29 protein-coding genes are annotated in these 25,208 nt (G+C 59.2%); 15 read left to right on the top strand and 14 right to left on the bottom strand.

What is annotated here, in order from left to right; genetic code table 11:
- Positions 1-46: 46 nt before the first annotated feature.
- Together putA and ACR0KL_RS13765 are read left to right on the top strand one after the other, a co-directional pair.
- Positions 47-3,445, top strand: coding sequence for a bifunctional proline dehydrogenase/L-glutamate gamma-semialdehyde dehydrogenase PutA (gene putA, locus ACR0KL_RS13770; protein ID WP_170680442.1), 3,399 nt, complete (start codon positions 47-49; stop codon positions 3,443-3,445).
- A gap of 42 nt (positions 3,446-3,487) precedes the next feature.
- Positions 3,488-4,231, top strand: coding sequence for a rhomboid family intramembrane serine protease (locus ACR0KL_RS13765; protein WP_480777159.1), 744 nt, complete (start codon positions 3,488-3,490; stop codon positions 4,229-4,231).
- Between the two features lie 106 nt (positions 4,232-4,337).
- On the opposite strand, the gene ACR0KL_RS13760 is transcribed toward ACR0KL_RS13765, so the two are convergent.
- Both ACR0KL_RS13760 and ACR0KL_RS13755 read right to left on the bottom strand, forming a co-directional pair.
- On the bottom strand, positions 4,338-5,123 hold the full coding sequence (locus ACR0KL_RS13760; protein ID WP_170680437.1) for an inositol monophosphatase family protein: 786 nt from the start codon (positions 5,121-5,123) through the stop codon (positions 4,338-4,340).
- 98 nt (positions 5,124-5,221) lie between these two features.
- Positions 5,222-6,127, bottom strand: coding sequence for a LysR family transcriptional regulator (locus tag ACR0KL_RS13755; RefSeq protein ID WP_170680435.1), 906 nt, complete (start codon positions 6,125-6,127; stop codon positions 5,222-5,224).
- Between the two features lie 94 nt (positions 6,128-6,221).
- Between ACR0KL_RS13755 and metF the strand changes: the two genes are divergently transcribed.
- Positions 6,222-7,088, top strand: coding sequence for a methylenetetrahydrofolate reductase [NAD(P)H] (metF, locus tag ACR0KL_RS13750; protein ID WP_170680433.1), 867 nt, complete (start codon positions 6,222-6,224; stop codon positions 7,086-7,088).
- Between the two features lie 184 nt (positions 7,089-7,272).
- Positions 7,273-7,935 (top strand): J domain-containing protein, encoded by a 663-nt coding sequence (locus tag ACR0KL_RS13745; protein ID WP_170680431.1) that lies wholly within the window; start codon positions 7,273-7,275, stop codon positions 7,933-7,935.
- Positions 7,936-8,005: 70 nt separating this feature from the next.
- Here ACR0KL_RS13745 and ACR0KL_RS13740 read toward each other — a convergent pair whose 3' ends face one another.
- The gene (locus ACR0KL_RS13740; protein WP_170643114.1) at positions 8,006-8,524 is read right to left on the bottom strand and encodes a YHS domain-containing (seleno)protein; all 519 of its coding nucleotides are present in this window, start codon (positions 8,522-8,524) and stop codon (positions 8,006-8,008) included.
- A 229-nt stretch (positions 8,525-8,753) separates the two neighbouring features.
- Between ACR0KL_RS13740 and yghU the strand changes: the two genes are divergently transcribed.
- The gene (yghU, locus tag ACR0KL_RS13735; RefSeq protein WP_170680429.1) at positions 8,754-9,632 is read left to right on the top strand and encodes a glutathione-dependent disulfide-bond oxidoreductase; all 879 of its coding nucleotides are present in this window, start codon (positions 8,754-8,756) and stop codon (positions 9,630-9,632) included.
- 58 nt (positions 9,633-9,690) lie between these two features.
- On the opposite strand, the gene ACR0KL_RS13730 is transcribed toward yghU, so the two are convergent.
- Both ACR0KL_RS13730 and ACR0KL_RS13725 read right to left on the bottom strand, forming a co-directional pair.
- Entirely contained in the window at positions 9,691-10,479 is a 789-nt protein-coding gene (locus ACR0KL_RS13730) for an SseB family protein (protein ID WP_480777158.1), read from the bottom strand.
- A complete protein-coding gene (locus ACR0KL_RS13725) occupies positions 10,472-11,059 on the bottom strand; it encodes a uracil-DNA glycosylase family protein (protein ID WP_170555818.1) in 588 nt (195 codons plus the stop codon). The genes ACR0KL_RS13730 and ACR0KL_RS13725 overlap by 8 nt, the downstream gene beginning before the upstream one ends.
- Before the next feature lie 237 nt (positions 11,060-11,296).
- Here ACR0KL_RS13725 and ACR0KL_RS13720 point away from each other — a divergent pair, with 237 nt between their 5' ends.
- From ACR0KL_RS13720 to ACR0KL_RS13705, 4 genes are read left to right on the top strand one after another with little or no spacing between them, the layout of a single operon-like run.
- Positions 11,297-11,956, top strand: a complete 660-nt coding sequence (locus ACR0KL_RS13720) for an ATP-binding cassette domain-containing protein (protein ID WP_170460627.1) — start codon at positions 11,297-11,299, stop codon at positions 11,954-11,956.
- Positions 11,934-13,502 (top strand): KpsE/RkpR family capsule polysaccharide export protein, encoded by a 1,569-nt coding sequence (locus ACR0KL_RS13715; RefSeq protein ID WP_480777157.1) that lies wholly within the window; start codon positions 11,934-11,936, stop codon positions 13,500-13,502. The genes ACR0KL_RS13720 and ACR0KL_RS13715 overlap by 23 nt, the downstream gene beginning before the upstream one ends.
- Positions 13,503-13,507: 5 nt before the next feature.
- Positions 13,508-14,341 carry a 3-deoxy-8-phosphooctulonate synthase gene (gene kdsA, locus ACR0KL_RS13710; RefSeq protein WP_480777156.1) on the top strand — a complete coding sequence of 278 codons (834 nt, stop codon included), beginning with the start codon at positions 13,508-13,510 and terminating at the stop codon, positions 14,339-14,341.
- Between the two features lie 15 nt (positions 14,342-14,356).
- A complete protein-coding gene (locus ACR0KL_RS13705; protein ID WP_170680421.1) occupies positions 14,357-15,853 on the top strand; it encodes a phosphomannomutase/phosphoglucomutase in 1,497 nt (498 codons plus the stop codon).
- Between the two features lie 28 nt (positions 15,854-15,881).
- On the opposite strand, the gene ACR0KL_RS13700 is transcribed toward ACR0KL_RS13705, so the two are convergent.
- Positions 15,882-17,825, bottom strand: a complete 1,944-nt coding sequence (locus tag ACR0KL_RS13700; protein WP_480777155.1) for an AsmA family protein — start codon at positions 17,823-17,825, stop codon at positions 15,882-15,884.
- A 97-nt stretch (positions 17,826-17,922) separates the two neighbouring features.
- Here ACR0KL_RS13700 and rimO point away from each other — a divergent pair, with 97 nt between their 5' ends.
- Together rimO and ACR0KL_RS13690 are read left to right on the top strand one after the other, a co-directional pair.
- A complete protein-coding gene (gene rimO / locus ACR0KL_RS13695; protein ID WP_170680416.1) occupies positions 17,923-19,311 on the top strand; it encodes a 30S ribosomal protein S12 methylthiotransferase RimO in 1,389 nt (462 codons plus the stop codon).
- Between the two features lie 118 nt (positions 19,312-19,429).
- The gene (locus tag ACR0KL_RS13690; protein WP_480777154.1) at positions 19,430-19,753 is read left to right on the top strand and encodes a hypothetical protein; all 324 of its coding nucleotides are present in this window, start codon (positions 19,430-19,432) and stop codon (positions 19,751-19,753) included.
- Positions 19,754-19,789: 36 nt separating this feature from the next.
- Here the strand turns inward: ACR0KL_RS13690 and ACR0KL_RS13685 are convergent, their stop codons facing one another.
- The gene (locus ACR0KL_RS13685; RefSeq protein WP_480777153.1) at positions 19,790-20,146 is read right to left on the bottom strand and encodes a diacylglycerol kinase; all 357 of its coding nucleotides are present in this window, start codon (positions 20,144-20,146) and stop codon (positions 19,790-19,792) included.
- Between the two features lie 139 nt (positions 20,147-20,285).
- Positions 20,286-20,471 (bottom strand): hypothetical protein, encoded by a 186-nt coding sequence (locus tag ACR0KL_RS13680; protein WP_425085163.1) that lies wholly within the window; start codon positions 20,469-20,471, stop codon positions 20,286-20,288.
- Between the two features lie 228 nt (positions 20,472-20,699).
- Between ACR0KL_RS13680 and ACR0KL_RS13675 the strand changes: the two genes are divergently transcribed.
- Positions 20,700-20,942: a CDGSH iron-sulfur domain-containing protein gene (locus ACR0KL_RS13675; RefSeq protein ID WP_480777152.1), complete on the top strand. Its 243-nt coding sequence runs from the start codon at positions 20,700-20,702 to the stop codon at positions 20,940-20,942.
- Positions 20,943-20,965: 23 nt separating this feature from the next.
- Here ACR0KL_RS13675 and ACR0KL_RS13670 read toward each other — a convergent pair whose 3' ends face one another.
- The 4 genes from ACR0KL_RS13670 to ACR0KL_RS13655 all read right to left on the bottom strand — a co-directional run bounded on the left by ACR0KL_RS13670 (position 20,966) and on the right by ACR0KL_RS13655 (position 22,636).
- A complete protein-coding gene (locus ACR0KL_RS13670) occupies positions 20,966-21,235 on the bottom strand; it encodes a DUF6455 family protein (RefSeq protein ID WP_480777151.1) in 270 nt (89 codons plus the stop codon).
- A 14-nt stretch (positions 21,236-21,249) separates the two neighbouring features.
- Positions 21,250-21,501: a DUF6455 family protein gene (locus ACR0KL_RS13665; RefSeq protein ID WP_170468242.1), complete on the bottom strand. Its 252-nt coding sequence runs from the start codon at positions 21,499-21,501 to the stop codon at positions 21,250-21,252.
- Positions 21,502-21,569: 68 nt separating this feature from the next.
- On the bottom strand, positions 21,570-21,938 hold the full coding sequence (locus tag ACR0KL_RS13660) for a YigZ family protein (RefSeq protein ID WP_170480391.1): 369 nt from the start codon (positions 21,936-21,938) through the stop codon (positions 21,570-21,572).
- Entirely contained in the window at positions 21,935-22,636 is a 702-nt protein-coding gene (locus tag ACR0KL_RS13655; RefSeq protein WP_170643120.1) for a M48 family metallopeptidase, read from the bottom strand. Before ACR0KL_RS13655 ends, ACR0KL_RS13660 begins: the two co-directional genes overlap by 4 nt.
- 120 nt (positions 22,637-22,756) lie before the next feature.
- Between ACR0KL_RS13655 and ACR0KL_RS13650 the strand changes: the two genes are divergently transcribed.
- The 3 genes from ACR0KL_RS13650 to ACR0KL_RS13640 all read left to right on the top strand — a co-directional run bounded on the left by ACR0KL_RS13650 (position 22,757) and on the right by ACR0KL_RS13640 (position 24,451).
- Complete coding sequence (locus ACR0KL_RS13650) at positions 22,757-22,996, top strand: hypothetical protein (RefSeq protein ID WP_170460576.1); 240 nt, start codon at positions 22,757-22,759, stop codon at positions 22,994-22,996.
- Between the two features lie 187 nt (positions 22,997-23,183).
- Complete coding sequence (locus ACR0KL_RS13645; RefSeq protein WP_170643121.1) at positions 23,184-23,762, top strand: nitroreductase family protein; 579 nt, start codon at positions 23,184-23,186, stop codon at positions 23,760-23,762.
- Positions 23,759-24,451, top strand: a complete 693-nt coding sequence (locus tag ACR0KL_RS13640; RefSeq protein ID WP_170680412.1) for an EI24 domain-containing protein — start codon at positions 23,759-23,761, stop codon at positions 24,449-24,451. Before ACR0KL_RS13645 ends, ACR0KL_RS13640 begins: the two co-directional genes overlap by 4 nt.
- Positions 24,452-24,453: 2 nt before the next feature.
- Here ACR0KL_RS13640 and ACR0KL_RS13635 read toward each other — a convergent pair whose 3' ends face one another.
- The gene (locus ACR0KL_RS13635; RefSeq protein WP_170374730.1) at positions 24,454-24,726 is read right to left on the bottom strand and encodes a DUF1467 family protein; all 273 of its coding nucleotides are present in this window, start codon (positions 24,724-24,726) and stop codon (positions 24,454-24,456) included.
- 21 nt (positions 24,727-24,747) lie between these two features.
- Complete coding sequence (mce, locus tag ACR0KL_RS13630) at positions 24,748-25,152, bottom strand: methylmalonyl-CoA epimerase (RefSeq protein WP_170374728.1); 405 nt, start codon at positions 25,150-25,152, stop codon at positions 24,748-24,750.
- Positions 25,153-25,208: the final 56 nt, after the last annotated feature.

Raw genomic sequence — 25,208 nt, 5'->3', positions numbered from 1 at the left:
GTCCCGAAAAAATCCGCGTATACTGACAAAAACGCCCGGAGGAACAATGTCTCACAGCCTGCGCACATCCATCGACACCCACACCTATGCCGATCAATCGACCGTTCTGCAGACATTGACCGACCAGGCCGCCCTGTCCGAGGCGGACCGTCGCGCCATCTGCGACGCGGCCGCTCAGTTGGTTCGCGATATCCGCTCCAGCACTTCGCCCGGCATGATGGAAGTGTTTCTGGCCGAATACGGCCTGTCCACCGACGAAGGCGTGGCGCTGATGTGCCTGGCCGAGGCGCTGCTGCGAGTACCCGATGCGGATACGATTGATGCGCTGATCGAAGACAAGATCGCGCCCTCGGACTGGGGCAAACATTTGGGACAGTCCTCATCATCGCTGGTCAACGCCTCGACCTGGGCCTTGATGCTGACCGGCAAGGTATTGGATGAGGGCAAAGCCTCACCCGTAAGCGCCATCCGCGGGGCGATCAAGCGGCTGGGTGAGCCGGTCATCCGAACCGCTGTTGGACGCGCGATGAAGGAGATGGGGCGTCAGTTCGTTCTGGGCGAGACCATTCAATCGGCCATGGATCGCGCCAGCGGGATGGAGACCAAGGGCTACACTTATTCTTACGACATGCTGGGCGAAGCGGCCCGGACCGAGGCCGACGCCGCCCGATATCACCTGTCTTATTCGCGCGCCATCGCCGCCATTGCCGAGGCGTGCACCCATGACGATATCCGCGCCAATCCCGGCATCTCGGTCAAGCTGTCCGCCCTGCATCCGCGCTATGAACTGGCGCAGGAGGCGCGGGTCATGGATGAGCTTGTCCCCCGCCTGCGCGCGTTGGCCTTGCTGGCCAAGGCCGCTGGCATGGGCCTGAACGTGGACGCCGAGGAGGCCGACCGGCTGTCTCTGTCCCTGCAAGTCATCGAGGAGGTCATGGCCGAGCCTGCCTTGGCCGGTTGGGATGGGTTCGGCATTGTGGTTCAGGCTTACGGCCCGCGCGCCGGATTAGTTCTGGATACGCTTTACGACATGGCCCAACGCCATGATCGCAAGCTGATGGTGCGGCTGGTCAAAGGCGCCTATTGGGACACCGAGATCAAGCGCGCGCAGGTCGAAGGTGTCGATGGCTTCCCCGTTTTCACCCATAAGGCCGCGACCGATATCTCGTATATCGCGAACGCCCGCAAGCTGCTGGGCATGACCGACCGGATCTATCCGCAATTTGCCACGCATAACGCTCATACCGTCAGCGCCATCCTGCATATGGCCGAGGGGCAGCCATTCGAGTTCCAGCGTCTGCATGGGATGGGCGAAACGCTGCACGGGCTGGTTCTGGGCACGCACAAAACCCGCTGCCGCATCTACGCGCCGGTTGGGGCGCATCGGGATTTGCTGGCCTATTTGGTTCGGCGTCTGCTGGAGAACGGCGCGAACTCTTCCTTCGTGAACCAGATTGTGGATGAGGCCGTGCCACCGGAAGAGGTCGCTGCAGATCCGTTCACCGCAATTGAAACACCCCAGTCACACTTGCCGACGGGGCCAGAGCTGTTTTTGCCCGAGCGTCCCAACTCCAAGGGCGTTGATCTGCACCACACACCAACGCTGGACCAGATCGACGCAGCGCGGGATCGGTTTCGAGAAACCGAGTGGCATGCCGGGCCGCTCTTGTCCGAGGACGCGAAACCCATGGCTGAAAAGCCGGTGATTAACCCGGCCAAACCGCTGGACAAGCCTGGCACAGTTGCACCGACCAGCACTGCGGATGTGGAGCTTGCCCTGGCCTCGGCCAGCCCATGGCAAGCCCCGGCAGAACAACGCGCCAAAGCTCTGAACGCAGCCGCCGATCTGTATGAGGCTCATTTCGGAGAGCTCTTCGCCCTTCTGGCACGCGAGGCGGGGAAATCCCTGCCCGATGCCGTTGCCGAGCTGCGCGAAGCAGTGGATTTCCTACGCTACTACGCGGCGAACATTCCCGACGCCAAACCGGCCGGAATTTTCACCTGTATCAGCCCCTGGAACTTCCCTCTGGCGATCTTCACCGGACAGATTTCGGCAGCTCTTGCGACCGGCAACGCTGTCCTCGCCAAACCCGCACCGCAGACGCCTCTGATCGCGCATCGGGCGGTGCAACTTTTGCATGAAGCCGGAGTTCCTTGCGATGTATTGCAATTACTGCCCGGCGGACCGGAGATCGGGGCTGCGCTGACCTCCGACGCGCGCGTTTCGGGCGTGGCGTTCACCGGATCGACGGCGACGGCGTTGAAAATCCGGTCGGCCATGGTGCAGAACATGCGCCCCGGTACGCCGCTCATCGCCGAGACGGGCGGATTGAACGCGATGATCGTAGACAGCACGGCGCTGCCGGAACAGGCGGTGCAGTCCATCATCGAAAGCGCGTTTCAGTCGGCCGGCCAGCGCTGCTCGGCCCTGCGCTGCCTCTATCTGCAAGCGGATATCGCCGAGGATGTGCTGACCATGCTCAAAGGCGCGATGGACGCACTGCAAGTCGGAGATCCGTGGCAGATCTCGACCGATTGCGGGCCGGTCATTGATGAGGCCGCGCGTCAGGGGATCGCAGATCACGTCGCGAAAGCCCGTGCAGAAGGGCGCGTTCTGAAAGAACTCAACACGCCGCCCGAGGGGACATTCATTGCCCCGACCCTGATCGAAATCGGCAGCATCTCGGACCTTGAGCGTGAGATTTTCGGCCCGGTTCTGCACGTTGCCCGCTTCAAAGCGCAAGAGATCGACGCGGTGATCGCCGACATCAACGCCACTGGCTACGGGCTGACCTTCGGCCTGCACACCCGCATCGACGACCGGGTTCAGCATGTGACCGAGGCGATTCACGCGGGCAATGTCTATGTCAACCGCAACCAGATCGGCGCCATCGTGGGATCTCAACCCTTCGGAGGCGAGGGGCTTTCGGGAACAGGCCCCAAGGCGGGCGGGCCGAACTACATGGCCCGGTTCTGCGCTCCCGATCGTCAGAGCACCTCAGAGACATGGCAGACGACTGCGGATTTGCCTGCGCCGAAAGGGCAACCGGCCCCGGTTCGCACCCAAACCCTGCCCGGACCTACGGGGGAATCAAACCGGTTATCTGAATTTGCGCGGCCTCCGCTGTTGTGCCTCGGCCCCGGCGAGACCGCTGCGTGCGCTCAGGCAGATGCGGTTCTGGCCTTGGGTGGGACGGCGATTGAGGCAACGGGCACGCTCGACCTGCATCGTCTGAAAAACCTGACGGGCTTCGCGGGCGTTGTCTGGTGGGGCGACGAGGAAACCGCCCGTCAGATCGAACAGCATCTGGCGCGGCGCGACGGACCGATCCTGCCCATGATCCCCGGCCTGCCGGATCGCACGCGGGTCTTGGCGGAACGCCATGTCTGCGTCGATACAACGGCGGCGGGCGGCAATGCGGCGCTGTTGGGTGGTGCGGCATAACCTGACCTTGACGCTGGGCGCGGAAAAGCCCAGCGTCGCGCCATGTTTCCGATCCGAGATCACAACCCCTCGGGGCGCACGCCCTATGTTGTCTACGCCCTGATGGCGGCGAATATCCTGATCTTCGTCAGCTATGTCGGGATCATGGACAACGCACGGGTGCTTCAGCAGTTCTATTTCGACTACGCGATCATTCCCGCCCGTAGCGCCGAAGGGGTCGCACTCGAGACCTTCGTGACCTCGATGTTCCTGCATGGCGGCTGGATGCATCTGGCGGGCAACATGCTGTTTCTGTGGATTTTCGGGGACAATCTGGAAGACGAAATGGGCCACCTGCCCTTTCTGCTGTTCTACCTTGTCGCCGGGATCGGAGCCGGACTGATCCATGTGATCACCGCACCCGACTCGATAGTACCCACAATAGGCGCATCCGGAGCGATTGCTGGCGTGATGGGCGGGTATCTACTGCTTTTTCCCAAAGCCCGCGTGGATATTCTGCTGATCCTGATCGTCTATTTCAGGGTCTTTACCATCCCGGCCTTCGTGATGCTCGGGGTTTGGCTGGCCCTGCAGTTTTTCGGCAGTCTTTCCAGCAACCCCAACGAAGGCGGCGTTGCTTATTGGGCCCATACCGGAGGGTTCGTCGTGGGGCTGATCCTGTGCATCCCGCTCTGGCTGAAACGCGGAGGGCCAGCGTACTGGGACCGCACGCACGGTCACCCGCCTCACCCCGAGACGAAATACAAGCTTTCGCAATCGCGGATCCCGCGCGTGCCGCGTAGGTAAAGGCGTTTAAAGCGTTTTGCGTTTTATCTGAGGCAAAGTGGTCGAAATGCGCGTTCGATCGAAGGGAGAGGCAGCGTTTTTCGATTCAAATCAAACGCAAAGCGATCTAGCCCCGGATGACCTTGGCAAAGCTGTCAAAGATCGGCTCGTTGGCGCAGATGACCTCGCCATCTTCCAGAATGCTGCCTTCGGGGTTCAAGGGCTGAACCAGACCACCGGCCTCTTTCACGATGATGATCCCGGCGGCCAAGTCCCATGCGTTCAAGCGGCGCTCCCAAAAGCCCTCGTAGCGACCAGCCGCCACATAAGCCATGTCGAGCGCGGCTGCGCCCCAGCGGCGCACGCCGGCACATGCCGGCATCAGGCGCGCCAGATCCTGCAGCGTGGCAGGCAAATCCGAGCGACCACCGAAGGGCAGACCAGTCGAGAAAACAGACTCGATCATGCGGTGACGGCCCGAGACGCGGATGCGCATATCGTTCATCCAGGCGCCCTCGCCTTTTTCAGCAAAGAACATCTCGTCCTTGGCGGCGTCGTAGATCACACCGGCGACGATCTTGCCTTTGTGTTCCAGCGCGATCGAGATCGCCCAGTGCGGCAACCCGTGCAAGAAGTTGGTTGTGCCATCCAGCGGATCGACGATCCAACGGCGGGTCGGGTCCTCGCCGTCAATCGCACCGCCCTCTTCGGCCAGCCAGCCATAGGTCGGACGCGCGCCCAGCAGTTCCTCTTTCAGGATGGCTTCAGCGGCGATATCGGCCTTGGACACGAAATCGCCCGCGCCTTTCATCGACACCTGCAGGTTCTCGACTTCACGGAAATCCTTGACCAGAGACCGCCCCGCCTTGCGCGCGGCTTTGATCATGATGTTGAGATTTGCACTGCCAACCATTGTGAAAAGGCTCCTGTCCGGTCAAACCGCGCGTATACTGATGCAATGCGCCCTTGCCAAGAGGAATGATGCGCATAGCAGACCTTAGCGAAACGCCGTTACTGCGCCTGCAACTTCTGCGCCTCGTCTCGCGCCAGTTTGACCAGCTCTTGGACAAAGGGTTTTTCCAGATCCTCAGTGCGGACAGCGGCATAGAGACGACGTGTAATCCCTTCTTTTGTCAGCGGGCGGGTGACGTAGTCTGAGTTGTATTTGACCTCGCGCACGACCCAATCCGGCAGGACAGAAATCCCCCGATTTGAGGCGACAAGCAGCAGGATCACGGCTGTCAGTTCAACCTGTCGGATGCTGGCTGGTTCAACCCGCGCCGGGATCAACAACTGGCTGAACACGTCCAATCGCGTGCGCTCGACGGGATAGGTGATCAGGGTCTGACCGCGAAAATCCTCGGCCTCGATGAAGTCTTTCTCGGCCAGCGGATGGGAAGATGCGGCGACGAACACCGGGTTATAGTCGAACAACTCCACGAACTCGACACCCGGCAGGTCTTCGGGGTCAGAGGATACCACCAGGTCGACCTCCTCCTTCTGTAAGGCGGGCAGCGCGTCGAATGCGAGGCCAGGGCGGATATCTACGTCGACATCGCCCCAGGATTTGCGGAAGGCCTCCAACACTGGAAATAGCCATTCGAAACAGGCGTGGCATTCAATCGCAATATGCATCCGCCCCGTGCGGCCATCGCGCAGGGATGAGAACTCATGCTGCGCGGCCTCGACCTGAGGCAGAATCTGCTCGGCCAGCCGCAACAGACGCAGACCCGCCGCCGACAGCTTCATCGGCTTGGACCGACGCAGGAACAATTCGACTCCGGCTTGATCCTCCAGCCCCTTTATCTGGTGGCTCAGCGCCGATTGGGTGATGTTCAGCTGATCGGCCGCACGTGCAAGGCCGCCACAGTCATGGATCGCCTTGATGGTGCGCAGGTGCCGGAATTCGATGTGCATGTGAAGTGGAGCTCATGTTGTTCTTGAGGAATATGAGTTTGTCTCACAATGCGTACCGTGCGACAAGACCCTCAGTTTATCCTGAGAGGCTGCGATGACCAAACCTGAAATCTCATTCGAGTTTTTTCCACCCAAAACGCTGGAGGCCTCATTTCGGCTGTGGGATACGGTGCAGACGCTGGCCCCTCTGGAGCCCCGGTTCGTTTCGGTCACCTATGGCGCTGGCGGCACCACGCGCGAGCTAACGCGCGATGCAGTCGCGACTTTGCACAAGTCATCGGGCCTGCCGGTTGCGGCGCATTTGACCTGCGTCGATGCCTCGCGTCAGGAAACGTTGGATATTGCAGACACCTTCGCTCGTGCCGGTGTGGAAAATATTGTCGCCTTGCGTGGCGATCCGCCGAAGGGTCAGGACAGGTTTGTCCCTCATCCCGAAGGTTTTGCAAACTCTGTTGAATTGATTGAGGCCCTCGCAGAAACCGAGATGTTCAGCATTCGCGTTGGCGCCTATCCCGACATTCACCCCGAAGCACGGGATACGCGGACCGATATCGACTGGCTAAAGGCCAAGCTGGACGCGGGCGCCGATGAGGCACTGACGCAGTTCTTCTTCGAGGCCGAGACCTTCTTCCGGTTCCGCGATGCCTGTGCCAAAGCCGGGATCGACAAGCCGATCGTGCCGGGCATCCTGCCGATCGAAAACTGGAAAGGCGCGCGCGCCTTTGCCCAGCGCTGCGGCACTCGGATACCCGAATGGGTCGATCACGCCTTTGAAAAAGCCCTGCGCGATGACCGCGAGGATCTGCTGGCTACGGCCCTTTGCACCGAGCTGTGTTCGGACCTGCTGGAGGGCGGCGTCGACAAGCTGCACTTCTACACCCTGAACCGGCCCGAGCTGACCCGCGACGTGTGCTTCGCCCTTGGGATCACCCCGAAAGCCGAACTGCAGAACGTCGCCTGATCCCTGTCGACAAAGACGAAATACCCGCGCCATCCGAAAGCGTGGGCATTTTGCCTTGCCGCTGGAACAATGTCTGCACGGCCAGATCATTGTTCCCCGCAACTAGTTCAATCTTGAGAAGAATTTGACAAAATCGTGACCGTACTCAAACTGGTCTCGTGTACGTTAATGAGTGTTTTTGAGTATGAAACCTGTCGATAAGATCGCAGCGCGAAACAGCGCGCTGGCGGACCTAGGGTTGTCCCCCTCTGCCAGTTCCGACGAAATCCGCGAAGCTTGGCGCAATATTGCCTTCCGAGCGCATCCCGACCATATGCCGGGGGATTGCGAAGACTTCTCGCGCGCCAAGACTGCCTATGATTTTCTGCGCAAACAGGGGTTGGGCGCAAAAGGCGCATCGGGCCCGCAGATGCCGAAACGGCCGCGCCTCAAAAAGCGCGTGATCGAGTTACCGCCCGAAGACATCTCCGCCTGCAAATCCATGCTAAACCCGACGCAAGCACTGCCGCATATGGCGGATTCACCATCGCCTCGGGACGCAGATGTTGCACCGGCCGCATCAGACCATGTGCCCGATGCCGTCGGATGCTATGGTCGTCACCTGACCTTTTTCGTGGCGACGCCGGTTACCGAAGGGGCGAACCGCATCGCTCTTCCGACCTCGTTGCTAAGCAACAGACGGCATGTCGAGACCGAGATTCTGAGCTTCAAGTCCAACAATGCCGGCCCGGGCGAGGTGGTGATTCCTGACACCATTTGCGAACGCAAATTTCCGGGGGCAAAGAGTGTCCGTATCCGGTTCGAAGCCAATCAGGACATGATCGACGAATTCTGGCTGGCTGGATAGTCAGCCAGAAAGAAGCCCGGCTCAGTGGAGGGGAGCCGGGCTGTTTTTTTTTACGACATTGTCTGCGCGATTAGTTGCTGACCGGACCTTCCGAGGTGAATTTCGGGATTACGCTGGTCGATGCGTCCGCGCTTTCGATACCGGGCCAGTTACCTTCGGCCAGGTTGATGTTGCCGGGGATGTCCTCTTCGAAGAAGCCCACAACAACGTCGGTGATGTTCAGGTACAGCTTGTCATCAACGATACGCCACAGGTTCGGGTTTGCCGGAACCTTGCCACCTTTTGAGACGCCATAGGCGCAATGCCCGTCATATTGAGGTGCGTAGTAGGCCGGGTTCTCAAGGAACTTGTCGCGGTTTTCTTCCGATGCAAAAGCCCAGGTTGCGCCATTGTATTCCGCCGTGATGTCGGCATTGCCGCGTACACCTTCTGGCTGCGACGTCCCCACCGGTGCCTGATCAAGGCCGCGATAGGCGACAACATCATAGCCAGAGACCGCGAATCCGGTTCCGTCGACATATTGGGGGCCTGCAAAAGCCGGAATTGCCAGAGCCATGGCCGCAGCAAAAGACAGGGCAAAACGTTTCATGTGGTCATTCCTTTTTCGTGTATCGGGGGTGCCGTTTGGCTGACACCACAGACAATAAGCGATTCTGGGGCGCTTCGTAGGCCCGCTCGCGCCGGTGTGACCATCAACGAGATTTCGTGAGAGAATTATTACAGTTTCCCGCGTCAAGCGGGGTTGGACTCGGGGATTTGCAACATTAGCTGTTAGCGCATCGGCTTTGCAGCCCTGCGATTGGCAAGAAAGGCATCAGATGAGCGATCAATCCACTTACACTCCCCCTAAAGTCTGGACCTGGGATAGCGAAAGCGGCGGACGCTTCGCCAATATCAACCGCCCCATCGCCGGCGCAACCCATGACAAGGACCTGCCCATTGGCCGCCACCCCATGCAGCTTTATTCGCTGGCCACGCCAAATGGCGTCAAAGTGACAGTTATGCTCGAAGAGCTTTTGGCGCTGGGTCACGAAGAAGCCGAATACAATGCGTGGCTGATCAATATCGGCGAAGGGGATCAGTTCAGCTCGGGCTTTGTCGAGGCGAACCCAAACTCGAAAATCCCAGCGCTCTGGGATCGGTCGGGCGAGGAACAAGTGCGCGTCTTCGAAAGCGCTTCGATCCTGTTCCATCTGGCCGAAAAATTCGGAGCGTTCTTGCCTGAGTCAGGCCCGGAACGGACCGAAGTGATGAACTGGGTGTTCTGGCAGATGGGTAGCGCGCCTTATCTGGGCGGCGGATTCGGCCATTTCTACGCCTATGCGCCTGAGAAATGGGAGTACCCGATCAACCGCTTCGCCATGGAAGCCAAGCGCCAGCTGGACGTGCTGGACCGTCAACTGGCCGAAAACACCTATATCGCAGGCGAGGATTACTCGATCGCGGATATGGCGATTTGGCCCTGGTATGGGCAGCTGGTTCTTGGACGTCTCTATGATGCTGCCGAGTTCCTCGATGTGGAATCCTATGAAAACGTCATGCGTTGGGCCAAGGCGATTGACGCGCGTCCGGCCGTAAAGCGGGGCCGCATGGTCAACCGCGCGTTTGGCGAGCCGCATACGCAGCTTCATGAACGCCATGAGACCAGCGATTTTGATACCCGCACGCAGGACAAGCTGGAAGCGGCAGCGGATTAATCTCTTCGAGGTTCGTTCGGGACATTTGGCGCGGTGCAAAAGACTTCACCGCGCTTCTTTATTTCAGGATCGGCGGGTTCTCGGGATCGCTACCGGGCACAGGTCGGGTTAGGTCTCGGGCCTCTGGCTGAGGCAGGTCGAACCGCAAACCAACCTTCGCCAAAGACGCAGCAGCGGGCGCTTCGTGTGCAAAGAACCCGACATCCATCGCTCCGGCTTCGATCCCCGAAAAGGTCAGCGCCTCGGATGCAGCCTTGGCCAGCGCCGATTGCGCCCCGTCCACGGCCCCGACAAAGCCCAGCAAGTGGCCCGAAGCGCCGGTTTCGGATTTGGTGCTGACCAGATAGGCCTCCTGCGCCAGACCGATTGCAGTCGACAGCTTCGTATCCAACGCGCGCAACAGGGTTTCCGGCAGGCCGGTCGGAGGCAAAAACTCGGCCAGTTTCTCTTCGACCTCGGCGGGCGCATGTTCCAGCGTTGTCGCCAGCCAGCCCAGCGCCTCGGACGGGATCAGCATCGAGGATGGCGCGACCTCGAGGTTCAGGCCCAGACCGATCCCCTGCCCTGCCAACATCGAAGACAGGATACGCCCCGAAAGCGCCGCATAGGGAACGGGACGTCCGGCGAACTGCGCCAACCGATCCTCGCGATCAAAGGCCAGTACAAAGCGGCCATCGGCCACGTCGAACAGCTCGGGTGAGATATTCTCGCCCTGCGCCTCTTCGGTCAGCATCAGGAACAGCTCACTATCGGCCAGCCGCTCAAAAAAGCGCAGCCGGACGGCATCGTCCTGCGGAGCAGTTTCCATCGCGGTATGCGCCGTGTCCAGCGCCGTTGCTTCAGTCATTCAGAACCTCTTGCACCCGTGCCCGCAAGGCCGGCAGCAGGTCGGTCTCGAACCACGGGTTTTTCTTGATCCATGCAGTATTGCGCCACGACGGATGAGGCAAGGCAAAGATGTGCGGCGCGTGGTCCCGCCAGTTGCGAACCGTCTCAGTGACCGAACTGCGCACTCCAAGATGGTACTTATGGGCGTGCCCCCCGACCAACACGGTCAGAGGGACCGGCCCCAGCGCCTCAACAACCCGGTCATGCCAGGTTTTACGGCACAAAGCGGGCGGCGGAAGATCCGCTTTGCGGTCGTCATATCCAGGAAAGCAGAAGGCCATGGGCACAATGGACAGACGATCCCGGTTGTAAAACACTCCTTCGCCGATCCCCAACCAATCCCGCAGGCGATCCCCTGAGGGGTCTGTAAAAGGCCGCCCCGACTCATGAACCCGCGCGCCCGGAGCCTGCCCCGCAACCAAAATGGGGGTGCCAGAGCGGAACCAGACGACAGGGCGCGGCGCGTGCTGCGTCGCGGTTTGCGCGAACGCATCCGCACACAGCCGACAGGCCGAGATTTCCTTTTGCAGATCGCTCATAGCCGCAGTCTTGCACCGAAATCGTGAGTATCAAGGGAAGATAACCACCCTCGAACTTGCCGCCAAAACATCTTTTCGTGTTGATGTTTGGCACGATGTGATCTGCACTTTGTGAAGATGCATTGAACATTTGTTTCATAATTCGACATAATGTAGCCAACATGAAACGATAGACTTCGCATCCAAACGCTCACCAAAAAGAGCGATCAAACCAAAGGATTGAGCAGCAGGCCAAGCATGCTTGAGTTCGAGAATGTCAGTAAATCCTTCTGGACGGGGACGCGCCGCAAGGTGATCCTCGACCGGGCTTCTTTCCGCGTCGAACTCGGAACCTCGCTTGGCGTGCTTGCGCCGAACGGGACGGGAAAAACCACTCTGATCAATATGATGGCGGGTTTGGAAAAGCCCGATGAAGGGGTCATCCGGCGTGAGTGCAAAGTGTCTTTCCCGATGGGGTTTACCGGTGGTGTCTCCTCGAAGATGTCTGCATTGGAGAACGCACGCTATATCGCCAAAATCTACGGAATGGACCCCGACTATGTCGAAGCCTACTGCAGCTGGCTGTGCGGTCTTGGCGAGTATTTCAACCAGCCTCTGGCCACCTATTCTTCGGGAATGAAGGCCAGATTCACCTTTGCGCTGATGCTGGCACTGGACTTCGACATGTACCTGATTGATGAGGGCATGCCGGCGTCCACGGATGTGGAATTCAACCATAAGGCCGGCGCGATCCTGCAGGAAAGGCTGCGCACGACAACGCTGGTCATCGTGTCGCACAGCCCCGCAACGCTTGAAAAATTCGTGAAACAGGCGGCCGTTCTGGTGGATGGTCAACTGCGCATGTTTGAAACCTTGGAAGAGGCAAAGCAGTTATATGACTACGAAACCCAAGGTTAGAAAATACAACTGGCGCCACAAGGCGCAATCAGACACCTCGCCCGAGGCCCGCTTGGACGCCATGGCGCGCATTCGCAGCGCCACGCAGGCCTCGTCAGGCGAAACGCAGCCCGGGGCCGAGCTGGACGATATCAAGCGCGAAGGCCTGACCGGTCGGCAATTGCGCATCGCCCGGCGTCTGGCCAGCAAACACGGACTGGCCGCGACCTCGGACTATGACGCGGTACGCCTGCTACGCAAGAAGGGCATTGATCCATTCCGGCGCAGCAATCTGCTGGAGCTTGCCTCGGCCAATGCTTCGGCGAAAACGGAGAGTGACGAAACGGCACCCGTCCAGTTGCCGCAACCGGTGAGCGAGGCTCCTCAGACCCTACCCGGACCTGAGATGAGCCCGGCCGAGCGGCGCGATCGCGAAATCGGTCAGATCCAGAAGGACATCGCGCTCCGCCGAAAAAAGAAACTGGCGGCGTTGTTCGCGCGGCTTGCGGTGTTCGTCTTTCTGCCCACTTTTGTGGTTGGCTACTATTTCTATCGCGAGGCAACGCCGATGTATGCCAGCGATTCGGCCTTTTCGATCCTGCAAGCGGACGGCGGTGGCGGAACAATTGGCGGCCTGTTGAGCGGAACCCAATATGCAACCGCGCAGGATTCAGTTTCCACCCAAGAGTTTCTCGAATCCAAGGACGCATTAGAGCGTCTGGAACGGGACATGGGCTTTTCCCAGATCTTCAAACAGGAATGGATCGACCCGATCCAGAGGCTGCCTCAGGACGCCAGTCTGGAAGACACCCACAAGCTGTATAAACGTATGGTGACCATCGGATATGACCCAAGCGACGGGATCGTCCGTATGGAAGTCGCTGCCCCCGAACCTGAAATCGCTGTCGAACTGTCGCAACGCCTGATCTCTTACGCGGAAGAGCGGATCAACAGCCTGTCCGGCCTTAAGCGCGAGGATCAGATGCGCGATGCGCGGGAAGGGTTCGAGGCGGCGCAGTCAGAGCGGCGCAAGGCGCAGGAAGCATTGATCGAGTTGCAGCTGCAGGGTGCCTTGCTGGACCCTGAAAACGTCATCGCTGGTCTTCGCGGTCGGATCAATGAGATCGAGGTCGCCATTCAGGATAAAGAGCTGGAACTGGCCGCCCTGCAGGACAACCGCCGACCAAACCAAGCCAAGGTCGATGGAGTCAGTGCCGATATCGCCCGCTTGGAAGTGGTCCTAGCCGAGTTGAACGCCGAGATGCTGGACGCATCCGCAGGCGAAAACTCGCTGGCGCGGTTGAGCGTTCGAATCCAGATGGCGCAGGCCGATCTGGCGGCGCGTGACATGATGCTGCAAACGGCAATGCAACAAATGGAAACCACGCGATCCGAAGCGAACCGCAAGGTGCGGTACCTGACCGTTTCGGTGAACCCCGTTGAAGCGCAGGATCCGACCTATCCCCGAAAGTTCGAAAATACGATTTTGGCTTTCCTGTTGTTTGCTGGTATCTACCTGATGATCTCGCTTACCGCGTCGGTCCTTCGTGAACAGGTATCCTCGTAAGACATATGAAACATGTAAAAATCTCCGACCTGACGGTCGGCAACGACCTTCCGCTGACTATCATTGCCGGCCCTTGCCAGCTTGAGACGGCAGACCATGCCCAGATGATTGCGGGCGCCATGAAAGAAGCCTGCGACGCGGCCGGGGCGCAGTATGTATTCAAGGCGTCTTACGACAAGGCGAACCGAACCTCTTTGTCCGGCAAGCGTGGCATGGGGATTGATGCGGGGCTGAAGGTTCTGGATGACATTCGCAGCACCATGGGCATTCCGGTGCTGACCGATGTCCACACCGAAGCCCAATGCGCCATCGCGGCTGACGCCGTCGATATTCTGCAGATCCCAGCTTTTCTGTGTCGCCAGACCGATATGCTTTTGGCGGCGGGCGCAACGGGCAAGGCTGTGAACGTCAAGAAAGGTCAGTTTCTCGCCCCCTGGGAAATGGGCAACATCGTCGACAAGATCGAAAGCACCGGGAACCAGAATATCCTCCTGACGGAACGTGGAACCTCGTTCGGGTACAATACTCTGGTGGCCGATATGCGGGGCCTGCCGCAAATGGCGAAGACGGGCTATCCGGTCGTGATGGACGCGACCCATTCGGTGCAACAGCCCGGTGGCAAAGGTGGCTCCTCGGGTGGGCAGCGCGAATTTGCGCCGGTGATGGCGCGCGCCGCCGTATCGCTGGGGATCGGAGCGGTGTTCATCGAAACGCATCAGGACCCCGACACAGCACCGTCTGATGGCCCCAACATGATCCCTTTGGATCAGATGCCCCATCTTGTTGACACATTGATGCGTTTTGATGCGCTGGCCAAAGCGAACCCGATTCAGATTTAACGATTGAGACCAGTTATGACCAAACCCATTCCCGAGGTGACCCCAAACACCTGGAGCTTTCTGCGCGACCCGATGATTAAACCCACCGGGTTCCGCGAATATGATGCACGCTGGAAGTACCCTGATGCGATCAACCTGCCGGGCATGACCGCCCTTGGTCTTGGGATCGGTACTCAGATGCACAAACGCGGCATCGCGCCGGTCATTGCGGTTGGCAATGACTACCGCGACTATTCTCTGGCCATCAAAAACGCGTTGATCCTCGGCCTGATGCAGGCGGGTATTCAGGTGAAGGACATCGGCCCTGCCCTCAGCCCAATGGCTTATTTCGCGCAGTTCCATCTGGATGTTCCGGCGGTGGCGATGGTCACCGCCAGCCATAACCCAAACGGCTGGACCGGGGTTAAAATGGGTTTCGACCGACCGCTGACCCACGGCCCGGATGAGATGTCCGAGCTGCGCGACATTGTGCTGAATGGCGAGACAGTGGCGCGTGAGGGCGGCTCGTATGAATTCGTCGATGGCGTTAAAGAGGCCTATATCGACGATCTGGTCGGTGATTTCAAAATGTCCCGCCCGCTTAAGGTGGTTTGCGCCACGGGTAATGGCACTGCCTCGGCATTTGCACCCGAGATTTTTGAGCGGATCGGTGTTGAGGTTGTGCCCAGCCACACCGAACTCGACTACACATTCCCGAACTACAACCCGAACCCCGAAGCCATGGAGATGTTGCATGACATGGCGGATGCGGTGAAATCCAGCGGTGCCGATCTGGCCTTGGGATTTGACGGCGACGGCGATCGCTGCGGTGTGGTTGATGACGAGGGCGAAGAGATCTTTGCCGACAAGGTCGGTGTCATCATGGCGCGTGATCTGGCCAAGCTGCATCCCGGCGCGACCTTCGTGGCCGACGTAAAATCAACCGGCCTGTTTGCCAGCGACCCGGAACTTCAGGCCCTTGGCGTCAAGGCAGATTACTGGAAAACCGGCCACAGCCATATGAAACGCCGGGTCAAAGAGATCGGAGCCCTCGCAGGGTTTGAGAAATCCGGCCACTACTTCCTCGCCGAGCCTGTTGGGCGCGGATATGACTGCGGGATGCGCGTTGCGGTGGAAATCTGCAAATTGATGGACCGCAACCCGGGTCAGAGCATGTCCGACCTGCGCAAGGCCCTGCCCAAGACGTGGTCCACCCCGACCATGTCGCCCTACGCGGCGGATACCGAGAAATACGATATCCTGCAGCGCCTCGTGGACAAGCTGGTCGCCAAGGCCGACGCAGGCAATAGCTTCGCGGGCCGCGCGATCAAAGAGGTCGTCACCGTCAACGGTGCACGTGTCATTCTGGATAATGGCAGCTGGGGCTTAGTGCGAGCCTCGTCGAACACCCCCAATCTGGTGGTTGTCTGCGAAAGCAGCGAAAGCGAAGCAGAGATGCGGGCGATTTTTGCCGACATCGATGCTGTCATCCGGACCGAGCCGGGTGTCGGCGACTACGACCAAACGATCTAAAGGAAAGGGGCGTCGATGCGCGCCCCAATCAATCCCCTCCGAACAGCTTGAGCAAACCTTTCTTGGCTTCTTTTTCTAGCTTGTCCTTCAGCACTTCTTCGATTTGATCAGTGTCTGTGATGGTCGAGTCCAGCTCTCCTCCGACCTTTTCCAGAACCTTGGTTTTGGCGTCGTTTTCCAGATCTTTCAGCTTTCCTTCTGCCGCTGCCTCGATGACCTTTGTCAGGTCAGGGCGGATCGAAGGGTCGCTCCACGGACCGACGATGCGCACCGGCACGGCGATCCCTTCGCCTGAATTGGCGCGCAGGGCGACCGGCGTGAACAGATAGTCGATATCGCGCGCGCCGATCCCGACGCGTCCCGCGCCATCTGCCCTGAAATTATCCAGCGACATGAGCAGGTCGTTATTCGTCAGATTGCCGCCATCCATGGTGAAACTGGCCGTCAGGCTGTTGAACACCGTGGTCCCTCCGGACCCTTCGCCGCGCCCCATCAGCCGGTTCAGATCGAAGCCGGAGATCACGCCTTTCCCGACCGCAATATCTCCCTTCCCAGACAGCGACCGCATGATTGCATCTTCGGTCTGCCCCACGCCCAGAAACTCCAGCGAAGCCGAAGCCGTGCCCGTCAGCCGTTCAACCCCTCCGAGCGTTGACAGGGCCTGCTGCACATTGATCCCTTCGGCTTTGAAATTTCCACCGACGGATAGGCCGTTGCGATTATTGGCCACCACCTGACCGTTTAACTGCCCGGAAAACAGGGTCGCGGGCTGCATTTTCAGAACCGCACGCGACCGGTCGAGGTTGAGCGTCAGGTCGCTTTGTCCAAGCGTCATGTCCGGCACGGCGATGGAGGACGCGGTCAATCGAATCGAACCGTTTGCCAAACCCAGCGCCGACGCGTCGATGGGTGTCGTCGACCACCCGTCGCTGGCAGAGGCCCCTCCACCTCCGGATCCTGTATCGACGGTGTCTGCAAAGGTTGAAAAATCCAAATCCCCCGCCCGCAACCGGGCTGTGATCTGCGGAGGGTCTGAAATCACGATATCGGCCTCGCCATCAAACCGGTTGTGATCCAACACGGCGGTCATGTCTCGCAAAGAGATGCGACCGTCCCGCGTGTAAGTCATCTGCCCCGACACGTCTGCCACACGCCCCAGACCATTGGGCACCGACACACCCGCCTGCCCGAACGCGGCCAGCATGGCGTCGGTATTGCTGGTCTTGACTTCGGTCTTGCCGTCCATCTCTCCTTCGATGGTGGCCCGCCCGTTGAAGGCGATACGCCCGCCCGGCACTGTCATCGAAAGCACCAGAGGTGCCGCGCCGCCCGAGGCAAAGGCTGGAAGATCAGGCAGTTTCAGATTTACCTGAACAGTGCCACCGGGCACGGCCATATTAGCCTCCATGATCATCGGGGCCGAGACATCCGGCCATTGCGCCGAGAGGTTTACGTCCCGGAAATTCCACTTGGTCGCGCCGTTTTCGACAAAGATCAGGCGCGCGTTGCTGAGTTCCAGCCGGTCGAGCGTGATCGGTTGCGTCGCCTGAGGCGCGGGCGCTGTTCCTCCACCTGTCGTGGCGGCCGTAGTTGCGGTCAGCTCCCAATTTCCGCGCCCGTTGGCATATTCCAGCCGCAGAACCGGGCTGTCGGCAAAGACCCGTTTGATCCGGATCTCGCCGGCCCACAGCGCCGCCGCATCCACACCGAAAGACAGGCTTTCAGCGCTCAGCATCGGCTCAGACCCCGCCCAATCAGCGTTGCCGAAGGTGACCGGCCCGGTTTCGAGGCCCAGAACGGGCCAGAATGAGATCGACACATCGCCCGAGAAGGTCAGCTCACGCCCCGTTTCCGCCTTGACCTGTTCAGCCAGAAGCGCCCCCAGCTTGTCGCCGGGCATCAACAAAAGCGCGCCCACGACAAGGCCCACAACGGCCACCAAGATGAACAGGGTACGTATCAGCCATTTCATCGAACTGCTCTCCGCCTTTTTTGGCTTGTGTTTTTGGTATCATTCAAACCCACGGCTGCATTTGCAAGGGGAACCAATCCAAACTATATGCGGCCGCATGAGTAGCAATCCGCCAAACCTCCGCCCCGACCTTGCCCCGTCTGCCCGGATCACCGACACGCCGCGTTCAGGCCAGCCGACCATTGGTATGGTCTCATTGGGCTGCCCCAAAGCGCTGGTAGACAGCGAGCGCATCCTGACCAGGCTGCGCGCCGAAGGGTACGGCATTTCACCCGATTATTCCGGGGCCGATGCCGTGATTGTGAACACCTGCGGGTTTCTGGACAGCGCCAAGGCCGAATCTCTGGACGCCATCGGCGAGGCTCTTGTCGAAAACGGCAAGGTCATCGTTACTGGCTGTCTGGGGGCAGAGCCGGACTATATCCGGGAACACCACCCGCGCATCATGGCGGTCACCGGCCCGCATCAATACGAGCAGGTTCTAGACGCAGTTCATGTGGCGGTGCCGCCTGATCCGGACCCATTCGTGGACCTGTTGCCCGCCAGCTCGGTGCAGCTGACTCCGCGGCATTATAGCTATCTCAAGATCTCGGAGGGCTGTAACCACAAGTGCAAGTTCTGCATCATCCCCGACATGCGCGGCAAGCTCGTCAGCCGTCCGGCCCATGCGGTGCTGCGCGAGGCCGAAAAGCTGGTCGACAACGGCGTGCGCGAGTTGCTAGTGATCAGTCAGGATACCTCGGCCTATGGGTTGGACCGGAAATACGATGTGAACCCGTGGAAGGACCGCGAGGTGCGCAGCCATATCACCGATCTGGCGCGCGAATTGGGGCAGCTCGATGCCTGGATTCGGCTACACTATGTCTACCCCTACCCGCATGTGCGCGAGTTGATCCCGCTGATGGCAGATGCGGGCTGCAACGTGCTGCCCTATCTGGATATCCCCTTTCAGCATGCGCACCCGGATGTGCTGAAGCGCATGGCCCGTCCGGCCGCAGCCGCCAAAACACTCGATGAGATCAAAGCCTGGCGCGAGATCTGCCCGGACATCACTCTGCGCTCGACCTTTATCGTCGGCTATCCGGGCGAGACCGAGGCTGAATTCCAGACCCTGCTGGACTGGATGGACGAAGCGCAATTGGATCGTGTTGGCTGTTTTCAGTACGAAAACGTTGATGGCGCGCGCTCGAACGATCTGCCCGATCATGTGGCCCCTGAGGTCAAGCAGAACCGATGGGACCGTTTCATGGAGAAAGCGCAGGCGATCTCTGAAGCCAAACTGGAAGCCAAGGTCGGTCAGACCCTCCAGGTCATCGTGGATGAGGTCGATGACGAGGCCGCCACCTGCCGAACCAAGGCCGACGCGCCCGAGATTGACGGCAACCTTTTCATTGATGAGGGGTTCGAAACCCTCAAACCCGGAGACCTCGTTACGGTCGAGGTCGATGAAGCGGGTGAGTATGACTTGTGGGGCAAACGGGTTTGAACACCCCTAACCCTATGATCTGACAACTACAAATAAGTTGGGGCAAGCGTGAGCCGAGTTTATTGGCGCTTGCCCGACAAAGCCGCGATGCTGAACTCGACACGGGTTGGAGGGTTTCATGTTTCGGTTTCCGACGATTTCATCGCATTTCAAAATGCTGGCGGTAGCGGCCATGATGCTGGCGCCTCCGGTGGCGGCGCAGCACGCGCATGGTGGCGCGGTCAAGATATTGCCAGTCGGAGGCAACAAGCTGGTGATTTACAAACGCAACAAACACTTTGTTCACCGGCATCACTCGGCTCCGGTCCTCAAACACAAGGTCAAACCGGCCAAGCGCGTCCTGCACCCCCGTCGTAAACTGGTTCTCAAGCATCACAGGCCGCGGCATTTGAAACACAGATCCTTTGGCCTGCGCCACAATATACATCGCAAGTTTCGCTGAGCGCTCCGAAGAATTTCAAGCGATACTTAAGGCGACCTAGATCAGGCCGAGCAGTGCCACAGACCAGGCAATCCCGGCAGCAATCGCGGTCAAAGCGACGGCAGCGCTCGCAGCATCTTTGGCCTGTCCCGCCAGCGGATGATGGTCCGTCGAGGTATAGTCAACCGCGCGTTCGATGGCCGTGTTGAACAGCTCGGCCACAAGCACCAGAACACCCATGACAAGGATTAACCCACGCTCTGCCCCGCTGATCGGCAGCCACACAGCAAGCACCGCCGAGATCAGGTTGGCATAGCCCCAGACGCGAAAGGAATACTCATCCCGCCAAGTGGCGACCAATCCTTGCCAGCTCCATTTGGTGCGGTCCTTGAGGCGGGAAAAGAAATTGAGCATGGGTCCTCGGGCGATTGCTTTCGTGCCGTTTTGAACCGTTGGCGCCTGCGGTGCAATGGGCAAGAAAAAACCGCCTCAAGGGCGGCATTCACTTCGTTTGATGTGCAGACGGCCCGCATTGGGGCCGCCTGCAAAACCTCTATTGTATCGGGTCACAGACAGTCTGGCCTGCTTCGGTTGTTGCCAGCTGATACCCGCCCGGGCAGCTTGGTGTGCCAGCTTTATCGTAGCTCGGCTGAACGTATACTGGGGTCGGTTCTTCCTGCTGCGCACATGCAGTCAGGATCAGAGCAAACGCACCAACGGCGGCAAACTTCAGTTTCATGTCCATCGTTCCTTTATTACTTTGCTGATATTGCCCAATTTTCGGGGCCACGACCAGAATACGGGCTGACAAGCAATCTGGCAACAGAATCAATCACAAAACCGTGAAACGCAGCGATTCCATGCCAGCATGACCGGCAAATTGCGACCTACTCGCCAAGACAGGCTACCTTTTTCGAAACATAACCCTAGACTTTTTCAGACATCAGCCAAAGGACGGAGTAGCCAAATGTCTCAATTGCCGACCATCGCCCAAGACTCGCCCATTCCTGTCGAGGTCGAAGAAGGGAAAAGCTATTTCTGGTGCTCCTGCGGCCAGTCTAAGCGGCAACCTTTCTGCGATGGCTCCCACAAAGGCAGCACGTTCGAGCCGGTCAAATACACCGCTGAGGCCAGCAAAAAGGTGTTCTTCTGTGGGTGTAAACATACGTCCAAGCAACCCCTGTGCGACGGAACGCATTCCAAGCTCTGAGAGGCAGTTCAGGGTCTGAGACTTCAGGCCTGTTCGGTTTGGGCGGCCTTGAGCGCGGCAAATTTTGCCCGATTCGGACAGGTCTGCGGCGCGTCTGCGCCCGCGGCCTGCCGCTCCATCCATTCGGGACAATCCTGCGCAGATGAACACCCCCGGCAGAACTGGATCATCTCAGCCCATTCCTCTTGGCTGAGTTTGCCGGATCGATGCGCCTGAACAAGGTCTGCGCCGGTTGTTTGTCCCATGCGCAGGACCAGACGAAAATGGGTCATGATGTTTCCCAGATGCGGCATCCCACTAACCCGCTCTAGGGCATCAGTTTGTGCAGCAAGTCTTTGTTGCGGCAGTATTCAGGGGTCCGGCTTAGAGACGATGCTTGAGCCAACAGCGTTTGGCAATTGTCGGGATTGGGGCAATCGGTGCAGCGCAGTACCGCCTCTGAGAGCTGGTCCAGAGACACATCGCCCCGGATCGTGGCTTCCTCCAGATCGACATCCAGCATGTTTGCCATGTCGTCCACCAAACCGGCATGCAATCGCAGTGATTTCAGGCTGGGCATGTTGCGTCCTTTCCCTGTCGCGCTGTCAAACAGGGTAGCAAGCATGGGCCAAAGGACTTTGATTCAGGTCAAGTTGGGGCGCTGATCCGGTCCAGGTAGGCGCGCGTGGCGTCCTGAACGCGACGAAAGCGGTCTCCGCCCAATTTCTTGCCGCCATACCAGCGGGTGACGATGATCACGTGATTGCGCAGCCCCTCACGCTCCAACATACGTAGGATCACCATGCCAGCGCCGCTTTCGCCATCATCGGCCTTTAGCCCGCCAGTCGGCAAAACCGCCGCCCATGTATTATGCGTGGCCTTGGCATAGCTTTTGTCCGAACGCAGCGCGTCCAGCACCGCGTCAATCTCGGCCCGCGATTCGACATGCGCGCCCGACACCGCGTATTTCGAGCCCCGATCCGTCAGGACGACCCCCATCCGCAGCACATCCGTCATTGGGTCAATCCAAGTTGCCGAGCCGTTTGCTGAACGATCTGCACGCGCTGCGCGTTGGGCGGATGTGTGCTGAGGAACTTGTCAGCGGGATCCGGAATGCGGTCGAAATACTTGGCACCGACCAGAGGGTTATATCCGGCATTATAGGTAATGATGGTACCCAGTTGATCGGCCTCAAGCTCGAAGGTCTGGACATAGGCCTGCACGCCCACTTTAGCACCCAGTTTCTGCGCCTCTTCAATCTCTGCATCGGTGCCGCCACGCAGCCGCGCCAGATCTCCGAATTTCGCGGCGCTGGCGCTTGCGTTTTCGCTTTGACGGGCGATATGACTCAGAACGTGATGCGCCGCCTCATGGCCCATGACAAAGGCCAGTTCATCCGCGTTTTGGGCCGACTGGATCATCGAGCGGGTAAAAATGATCACCGGCTGGTTTTTGTCGTCCAGCGTCTGAAACGCATTGGCCGGAGCTTTGGGGTTCAAGTCTACCAGAATTCGGAAGTCGCAGTTCTGCCCCTTTGAGGTACGCAAACATTGCGCGCGTGCTTCGTCACCGATTGCCTGGCTCACTTCCCGGAAGGTCTCAACAGTCACGGGCGCTTCCGAGGCCTCCCACTCGGCGACGGACTGCTCACGCAGGGTTTCCGCGCTGCATGCTGACAGAAACAGTGCAATCACCAGAAGAATAAGTCGACGCATCAGGTTTCCTTCAAGCGGTCAGGCCTTAAAGGGAACATAGCGCGCGCATGACGGCGCGACCATACCCGGATCGCGCCCAAACGGCTTGCATTGCGAGGCGGTCGCGCGCACTCTGAACTCATGTTTTCGATTGAGCATGAATTCGACTCGACGGTGATTACTCTGGTGGATGAAGGCGACAAGCCTTTGAACGAGGACGTTGTCATCAACAGCTTCGCGGAATGCGTGACGTTGGAGCAATTCGATCCCCGCACCGGTGAGGTCCAGAAAATAACACTGTCGCCTGAACAGGTGCGTGATCTGGCAGCCGCGCTGGATCTGCCCGAAGGCGTCTATCAGATTCGCGAAACGCAGGATTAAGGCTCCGATAGCGCGCGCATGGACGGCGACACGCCGATGCCTTAGATATCCCAAATGTAGCCATTCAAACCCCTTTTCCGTAGGCCCCACCGTCCGGCCAGAAAAGACCCAGCGAACTTGTCCTGCCCCTTGAAACCCAAGCCGTGGCAACCAAAATACAAACCGCTGATGTAAAGGAAGTTAACATATGTCCCTGAAAAACCCCGCCGCGCTGGAATTTCTGCAGGTGCGCCGCTCTCGCCCTGCAAAAACGCTGATCGCCCCGGCTCCGACGCGGGATGAGCTGTTGCCGCTGCTGACCGCAGCCGCGCGCAGCCCTGATCATGGCAAGCTTGAGCCTTGGCGGTTCATTGTGTTGGAAAACGGCGCCATGGCGCGTCTGGCCAGCCTGACCGAGGACTGCGGCACCGCTTTGGGCAAAAGCCCCGAAGACATTGCAAAGGCGCGCAGCCAGTTCGACTTGGGACATCTGGCTGTAGCCGTGATCGAGGTTCAGAAACCGTCCGAGAAAATCCCGGCCATCGAACAGACCTATTCGGCGGGCGCGGTCTGTCTGGCGCTGTTGAACGCGGCATTGGCCGCAGGATGGGGCGCCAACTGGCTGTCCGGCTGGCAAACCCATGACCGTGCCTTCTGCCAGAAAGCATTTGGTCTCGCCGACAATGAAAGCGTCGCGGGCTTGATTCACATCGCCACGGAAGGCAGCGCCCCGCCCGAGCGCCCTCGGCCCGATGTTGCCGCCCTGACGGAATGGGTCGCGGAATGATCATCCTCAACGCGTTTTTTGCCGCGCTGGGTCAGATCGGAGACCCAAAATTCCGCTCTGTCCTGTTTCGGGGTATCGGTCTGACGATTCTGTTATTGATCCTCGCCTGCGCGGGCGCGATCTGGTTCATCAATTCACTGTCTGGAAACGAGATATCATTGCCATTTGTCGGCACGGTGTCGTGGTTGAACGACGTGCTGAATTACTCGGGCATTTTTCTGGTGCTGGTGTTGCCGGTGTTCTTAATGGTGCCGGTCGCCTCGGCCATCACCTCAATTTTTCTCGAGGACGTGGCGCAGGCCGTTGAGGACAAGCACTATCCAACCCTGCCCAAGGCTCCAAGGATACCGGTATCCGAGGCCATCATGGATGGGTTGGGCTTTTTAGGCGTGCTGATCCTAGCCAATATTCTGGCACTGATCCTCTACGCGATCTTCCCACCCTTCGCGCCCTTCATTTTCTGGGCGATGAACGGATTTCTGCTGGGTCGAGAGTACTTTACGCTGGCCGCCATGCGCCGCTTGGGCCGTGACGGGGCACGCAAGCTACGCGCCAAACACGTCACCACAATCTGGGCTGCAGGAACGCTGATGGCGATCCCGCTTTCCGTTCCTTTGGTAAACCTGGTGATCCCGATCCTCGGGGCGGCCACGTTCACCCATATCTACCACAAGCTTTCGAACACCTGAGGTCAGCGCGGCTCTAACTGGTTCAACCAGTCGAAGTCGCGCACCGAAATCGCGCCTGATAGGATGATCCCGGCTATGATCGCCCACAGAACGATCGAAATGCCGGTGGTGATCCACATCTTCTTTTTCATGTGATGCTCTTCCGGCGCACCCGCATGGGTGCCCGGAACGATATCCCCCAGATCGCCCTGCGTCTTGATACGGATAGGCAGAACGATCAGCAGCGTCATGAACCAGATGACGGCAAACAGAACCAAAGCGGCAGTGATAGTCATGTCAGGCCCTCCGGGCTGGCGTTACACCTGTTCCAACTCGACCAGGCAACCATTGAAATCCTTGGGGTGCAGGAACAACACGGGTTTGCCATGGGCACCGATCTTGGGTTCACCCGAGCCCAGGACGCGCGCGCCGGTTTCCTTCAGGTGGTCACGTGCGGCGATGATATCGTCGACCTCATAGCAAACGTGGTGGATACCTCCGGCGGGGTTCTTTTCCAGAAACCCGTTGATCGGGCTGTCATCACCCAGCGGGTACAGAAGCTCGATCTTCGTGTTGGGCAGTTCGATGAAAACAACCGTCACACCATGATCGGGTTCATCCTGAGGCGCGCCCACCTTGGCGCCCAGCGCATTGCGGTATTGATCCGATGCGGCCTCAAGGTCCGGAACGGCGATGGCAACGTGGTTCAGGCGTCCAATCATGATAGTCTCCTCTGTCCTGCATTGCTTGGGTTATGGGGGCTGCCCGGTCAAAGGAC

Source organism: Ruegeria sp. C8 (genome assembly GCF_056537565.1).
Note: the sequence above shows the minus strand (reverse complement) of the source record. Positions and strands in the feature narration are given on the sequence as shown.

Excerpts from the sequence above, each read along its gene's own strand:
- putA (WP_170680442.1), top strand. The coding sequence starts at position 47 with ATGTCTCACAGCCTGCGCACATCCATCGACACCCACACCTATGCCGAT.
- ACR0KL_RS13765 (WP_480777159.1), top strand. The coding sequence starts at position 3,488 with ATGTTTCCGATCCGAGATCACAACCCCTCGGGGCGCACGCCCTATGTT.
- ACR0KL_RS13760 (WP_170680437.1), bottom strand. The coding sequence starts at position 5,123 with ATGGTTGGCAGTGCAAATCTCAACATCATGATCAAAGCCGCGCGCAAG.
- ACR0KL_RS13755 (WP_170680435.1), bottom strand. The coding sequence starts at position 6,127 with ATGCACATCGAATTCCGGCACCTGCGCACCATCAAGGCGATCCATGAC.
- metF (WP_170680433.1), top strand. The coding sequence starts at position 6,222 with ATGACCAAACCTGAAATCTCATTCGAGTTTTTTCCACCCAAAACGCTG.
- ACR0KL_RS13745 (WP_170680431.1), top strand. The coding sequence starts at position 7,273 with ATGAAACCTGTCGATAAGATCGCAGCGCGAAACAGCGCGCTGGCGGAC.
- ACR0KL_RS13740 (WP_170643114.1), bottom strand. The coding sequence starts at position 8,524 with ATGAAACGTTTTGCCCTGTCTTTTGCTGCGGCCATGGCTCTGGCAATT.
- yghU (WP_170680429.1), top strand. The coding sequence starts at position 8,754 with ATGAGCGATCAATCCACTTACACTCCCCCTAAAGTCTGGACCTGGGAT.
- ACR0KL_RS13730 (WP_480777158.1), bottom strand. The coding sequence starts at position 10,479 with ATGACTGAAGCAACGGCGCTGGACACGGCGCATACCGCGATGGAAACT.
- ACR0KL_RS13725 (WP_170555818.1), bottom strand. The coding sequence starts at position 11,059 with ATGAGCGATCTGCAAAAGGAAATCTCGGCCTGTCGGCTGTGTGCGGAT.
- ACR0KL_RS13720 (WP_170460627.1), top strand. The coding sequence starts at position 11,297 with ATGCTTGAGTTCGAGAATGTCAGTAAATCCTTCTGGACGGGGACGCGC.
- ACR0KL_RS13715 (WP_480777157.1), top strand. The coding sequence starts at position 11,934 with ATGACTACGAAACCCAAGGTTAGAAAATACAACTGGCGCCACAAGGCG.
- kdsA (WP_480777156.1), top strand. The coding sequence starts at position 13,508 with ATGAAACATGTAAAAATCTCCGACCTGACGGTCGGCAACGACCTTCCG.
- ACR0KL_RS13705 (WP_170680421.1), top strand. The coding sequence starts at position 14,357 with ATGACCAAACCCATTCCCGAGGTGACCCCAAACACCTGGAGCTTTCTG.
- ACR0KL_RS13700 (WP_480777155.1), bottom strand. The coding sequence starts at position 17,825 with ATGAAATGGCTGATACGTACCCTGTTCATCTTGGTGGCCGTTGTGGGC.
- rimO (WP_170680416.1), top strand. The coding sequence starts at position 17,923 with ATGAGTAGCAATCCGCCAAACCTCCGCCCCGACCTTGCCCCGTCTGCC.
- ACR0KL_RS13690 (WP_480777154.1), top strand. The coding sequence starts at position 19,430 with ATGTTTCGGTTTCCGACGATTTCATCGCATTTCAAAATGCTGGCGGTA.
- ACR0KL_RS13685 (WP_480777153.1), bottom strand. The coding sequence starts at position 20,146 with ATGCTCAATTTCTTTTCCCGCCTCAAGGACCGCACCAAATGGAGCTGG.
- ACR0KL_RS13680 (WP_425085163.1), bottom strand. The coding sequence starts at position 20,471 with ATGAAACTGAAGTTTGCCGCCGTTGGTGCGTTTGCTCTGATCCTGACT.
- ACR0KL_RS13675 (WP_480777152.1), top strand. The coding sequence starts at position 20,700 with ATGTCTCAATTGCCGACCATCGCCCAAGACTCGCCCATTCCTGTCGAG.
- ACR0KL_RS13670 (WP_480777151.1), bottom strand. The coding sequence starts at position 21,235 with ATGCCGCATCTGGGAAACATCATGACCCATTTTCGTCTGGTCCTGCGC.
- ACR0KL_RS13665 (WP_170468242.1), bottom strand. The coding sequence starts at position 21,501 with ATGCCCAGCCTGAAATCACTGCGATTGCATGCCGGTTTGGTGGACGAC.
- ACR0KL_RS13660 (WP_170480391.1), bottom strand. The coding sequence starts at position 21,938 with ATGACGGATGTGCTGCGGATGGGGGTCGTCCTGACGGATCGGGGCTCG.
- ACR0KL_RS13655 (WP_170643120.1), bottom strand. The coding sequence starts at position 22,636 with ATGCGTCGACTTATTCTTCTGGTGATTGCACTGTTTCTGTCAGCATGC.
- ACR0KL_RS13650 (WP_170460576.1), top strand. The coding sequence starts at position 22,757 with ATGTTTTCGATTGAGCATGAATTCGACTCGACGGTGATTACTCTGGTG.
- ACR0KL_RS13645 (WP_170643121.1), top strand. The coding sequence starts at position 23,184 with ATGTCCCTGAAAAACCCCGCCGCGCTGGAATTTCTGCAGGTGCGCCGC.
- ACR0KL_RS13640 (WP_170680412.1), top strand. The coding sequence starts at position 23,759 with ATGATCATCCTCAACGCGTTTTTTGCCGCGCTGGGTCAGATCGGAGAC.
- ACR0KL_RS13635 (WP_170374730.1), bottom strand. The coding sequence starts at position 24,726 with ATGACTATCACTGCCGCTTTGGTTCTGTTTGCCGTCATCTGGTTCATG.
- mce (WP_170374728.1), bottom strand. The coding sequence starts at position 25,152 with ATGATTGGACGCCTGAACCACGTTGCCATCGCCGTTCCGGACCTTGAG.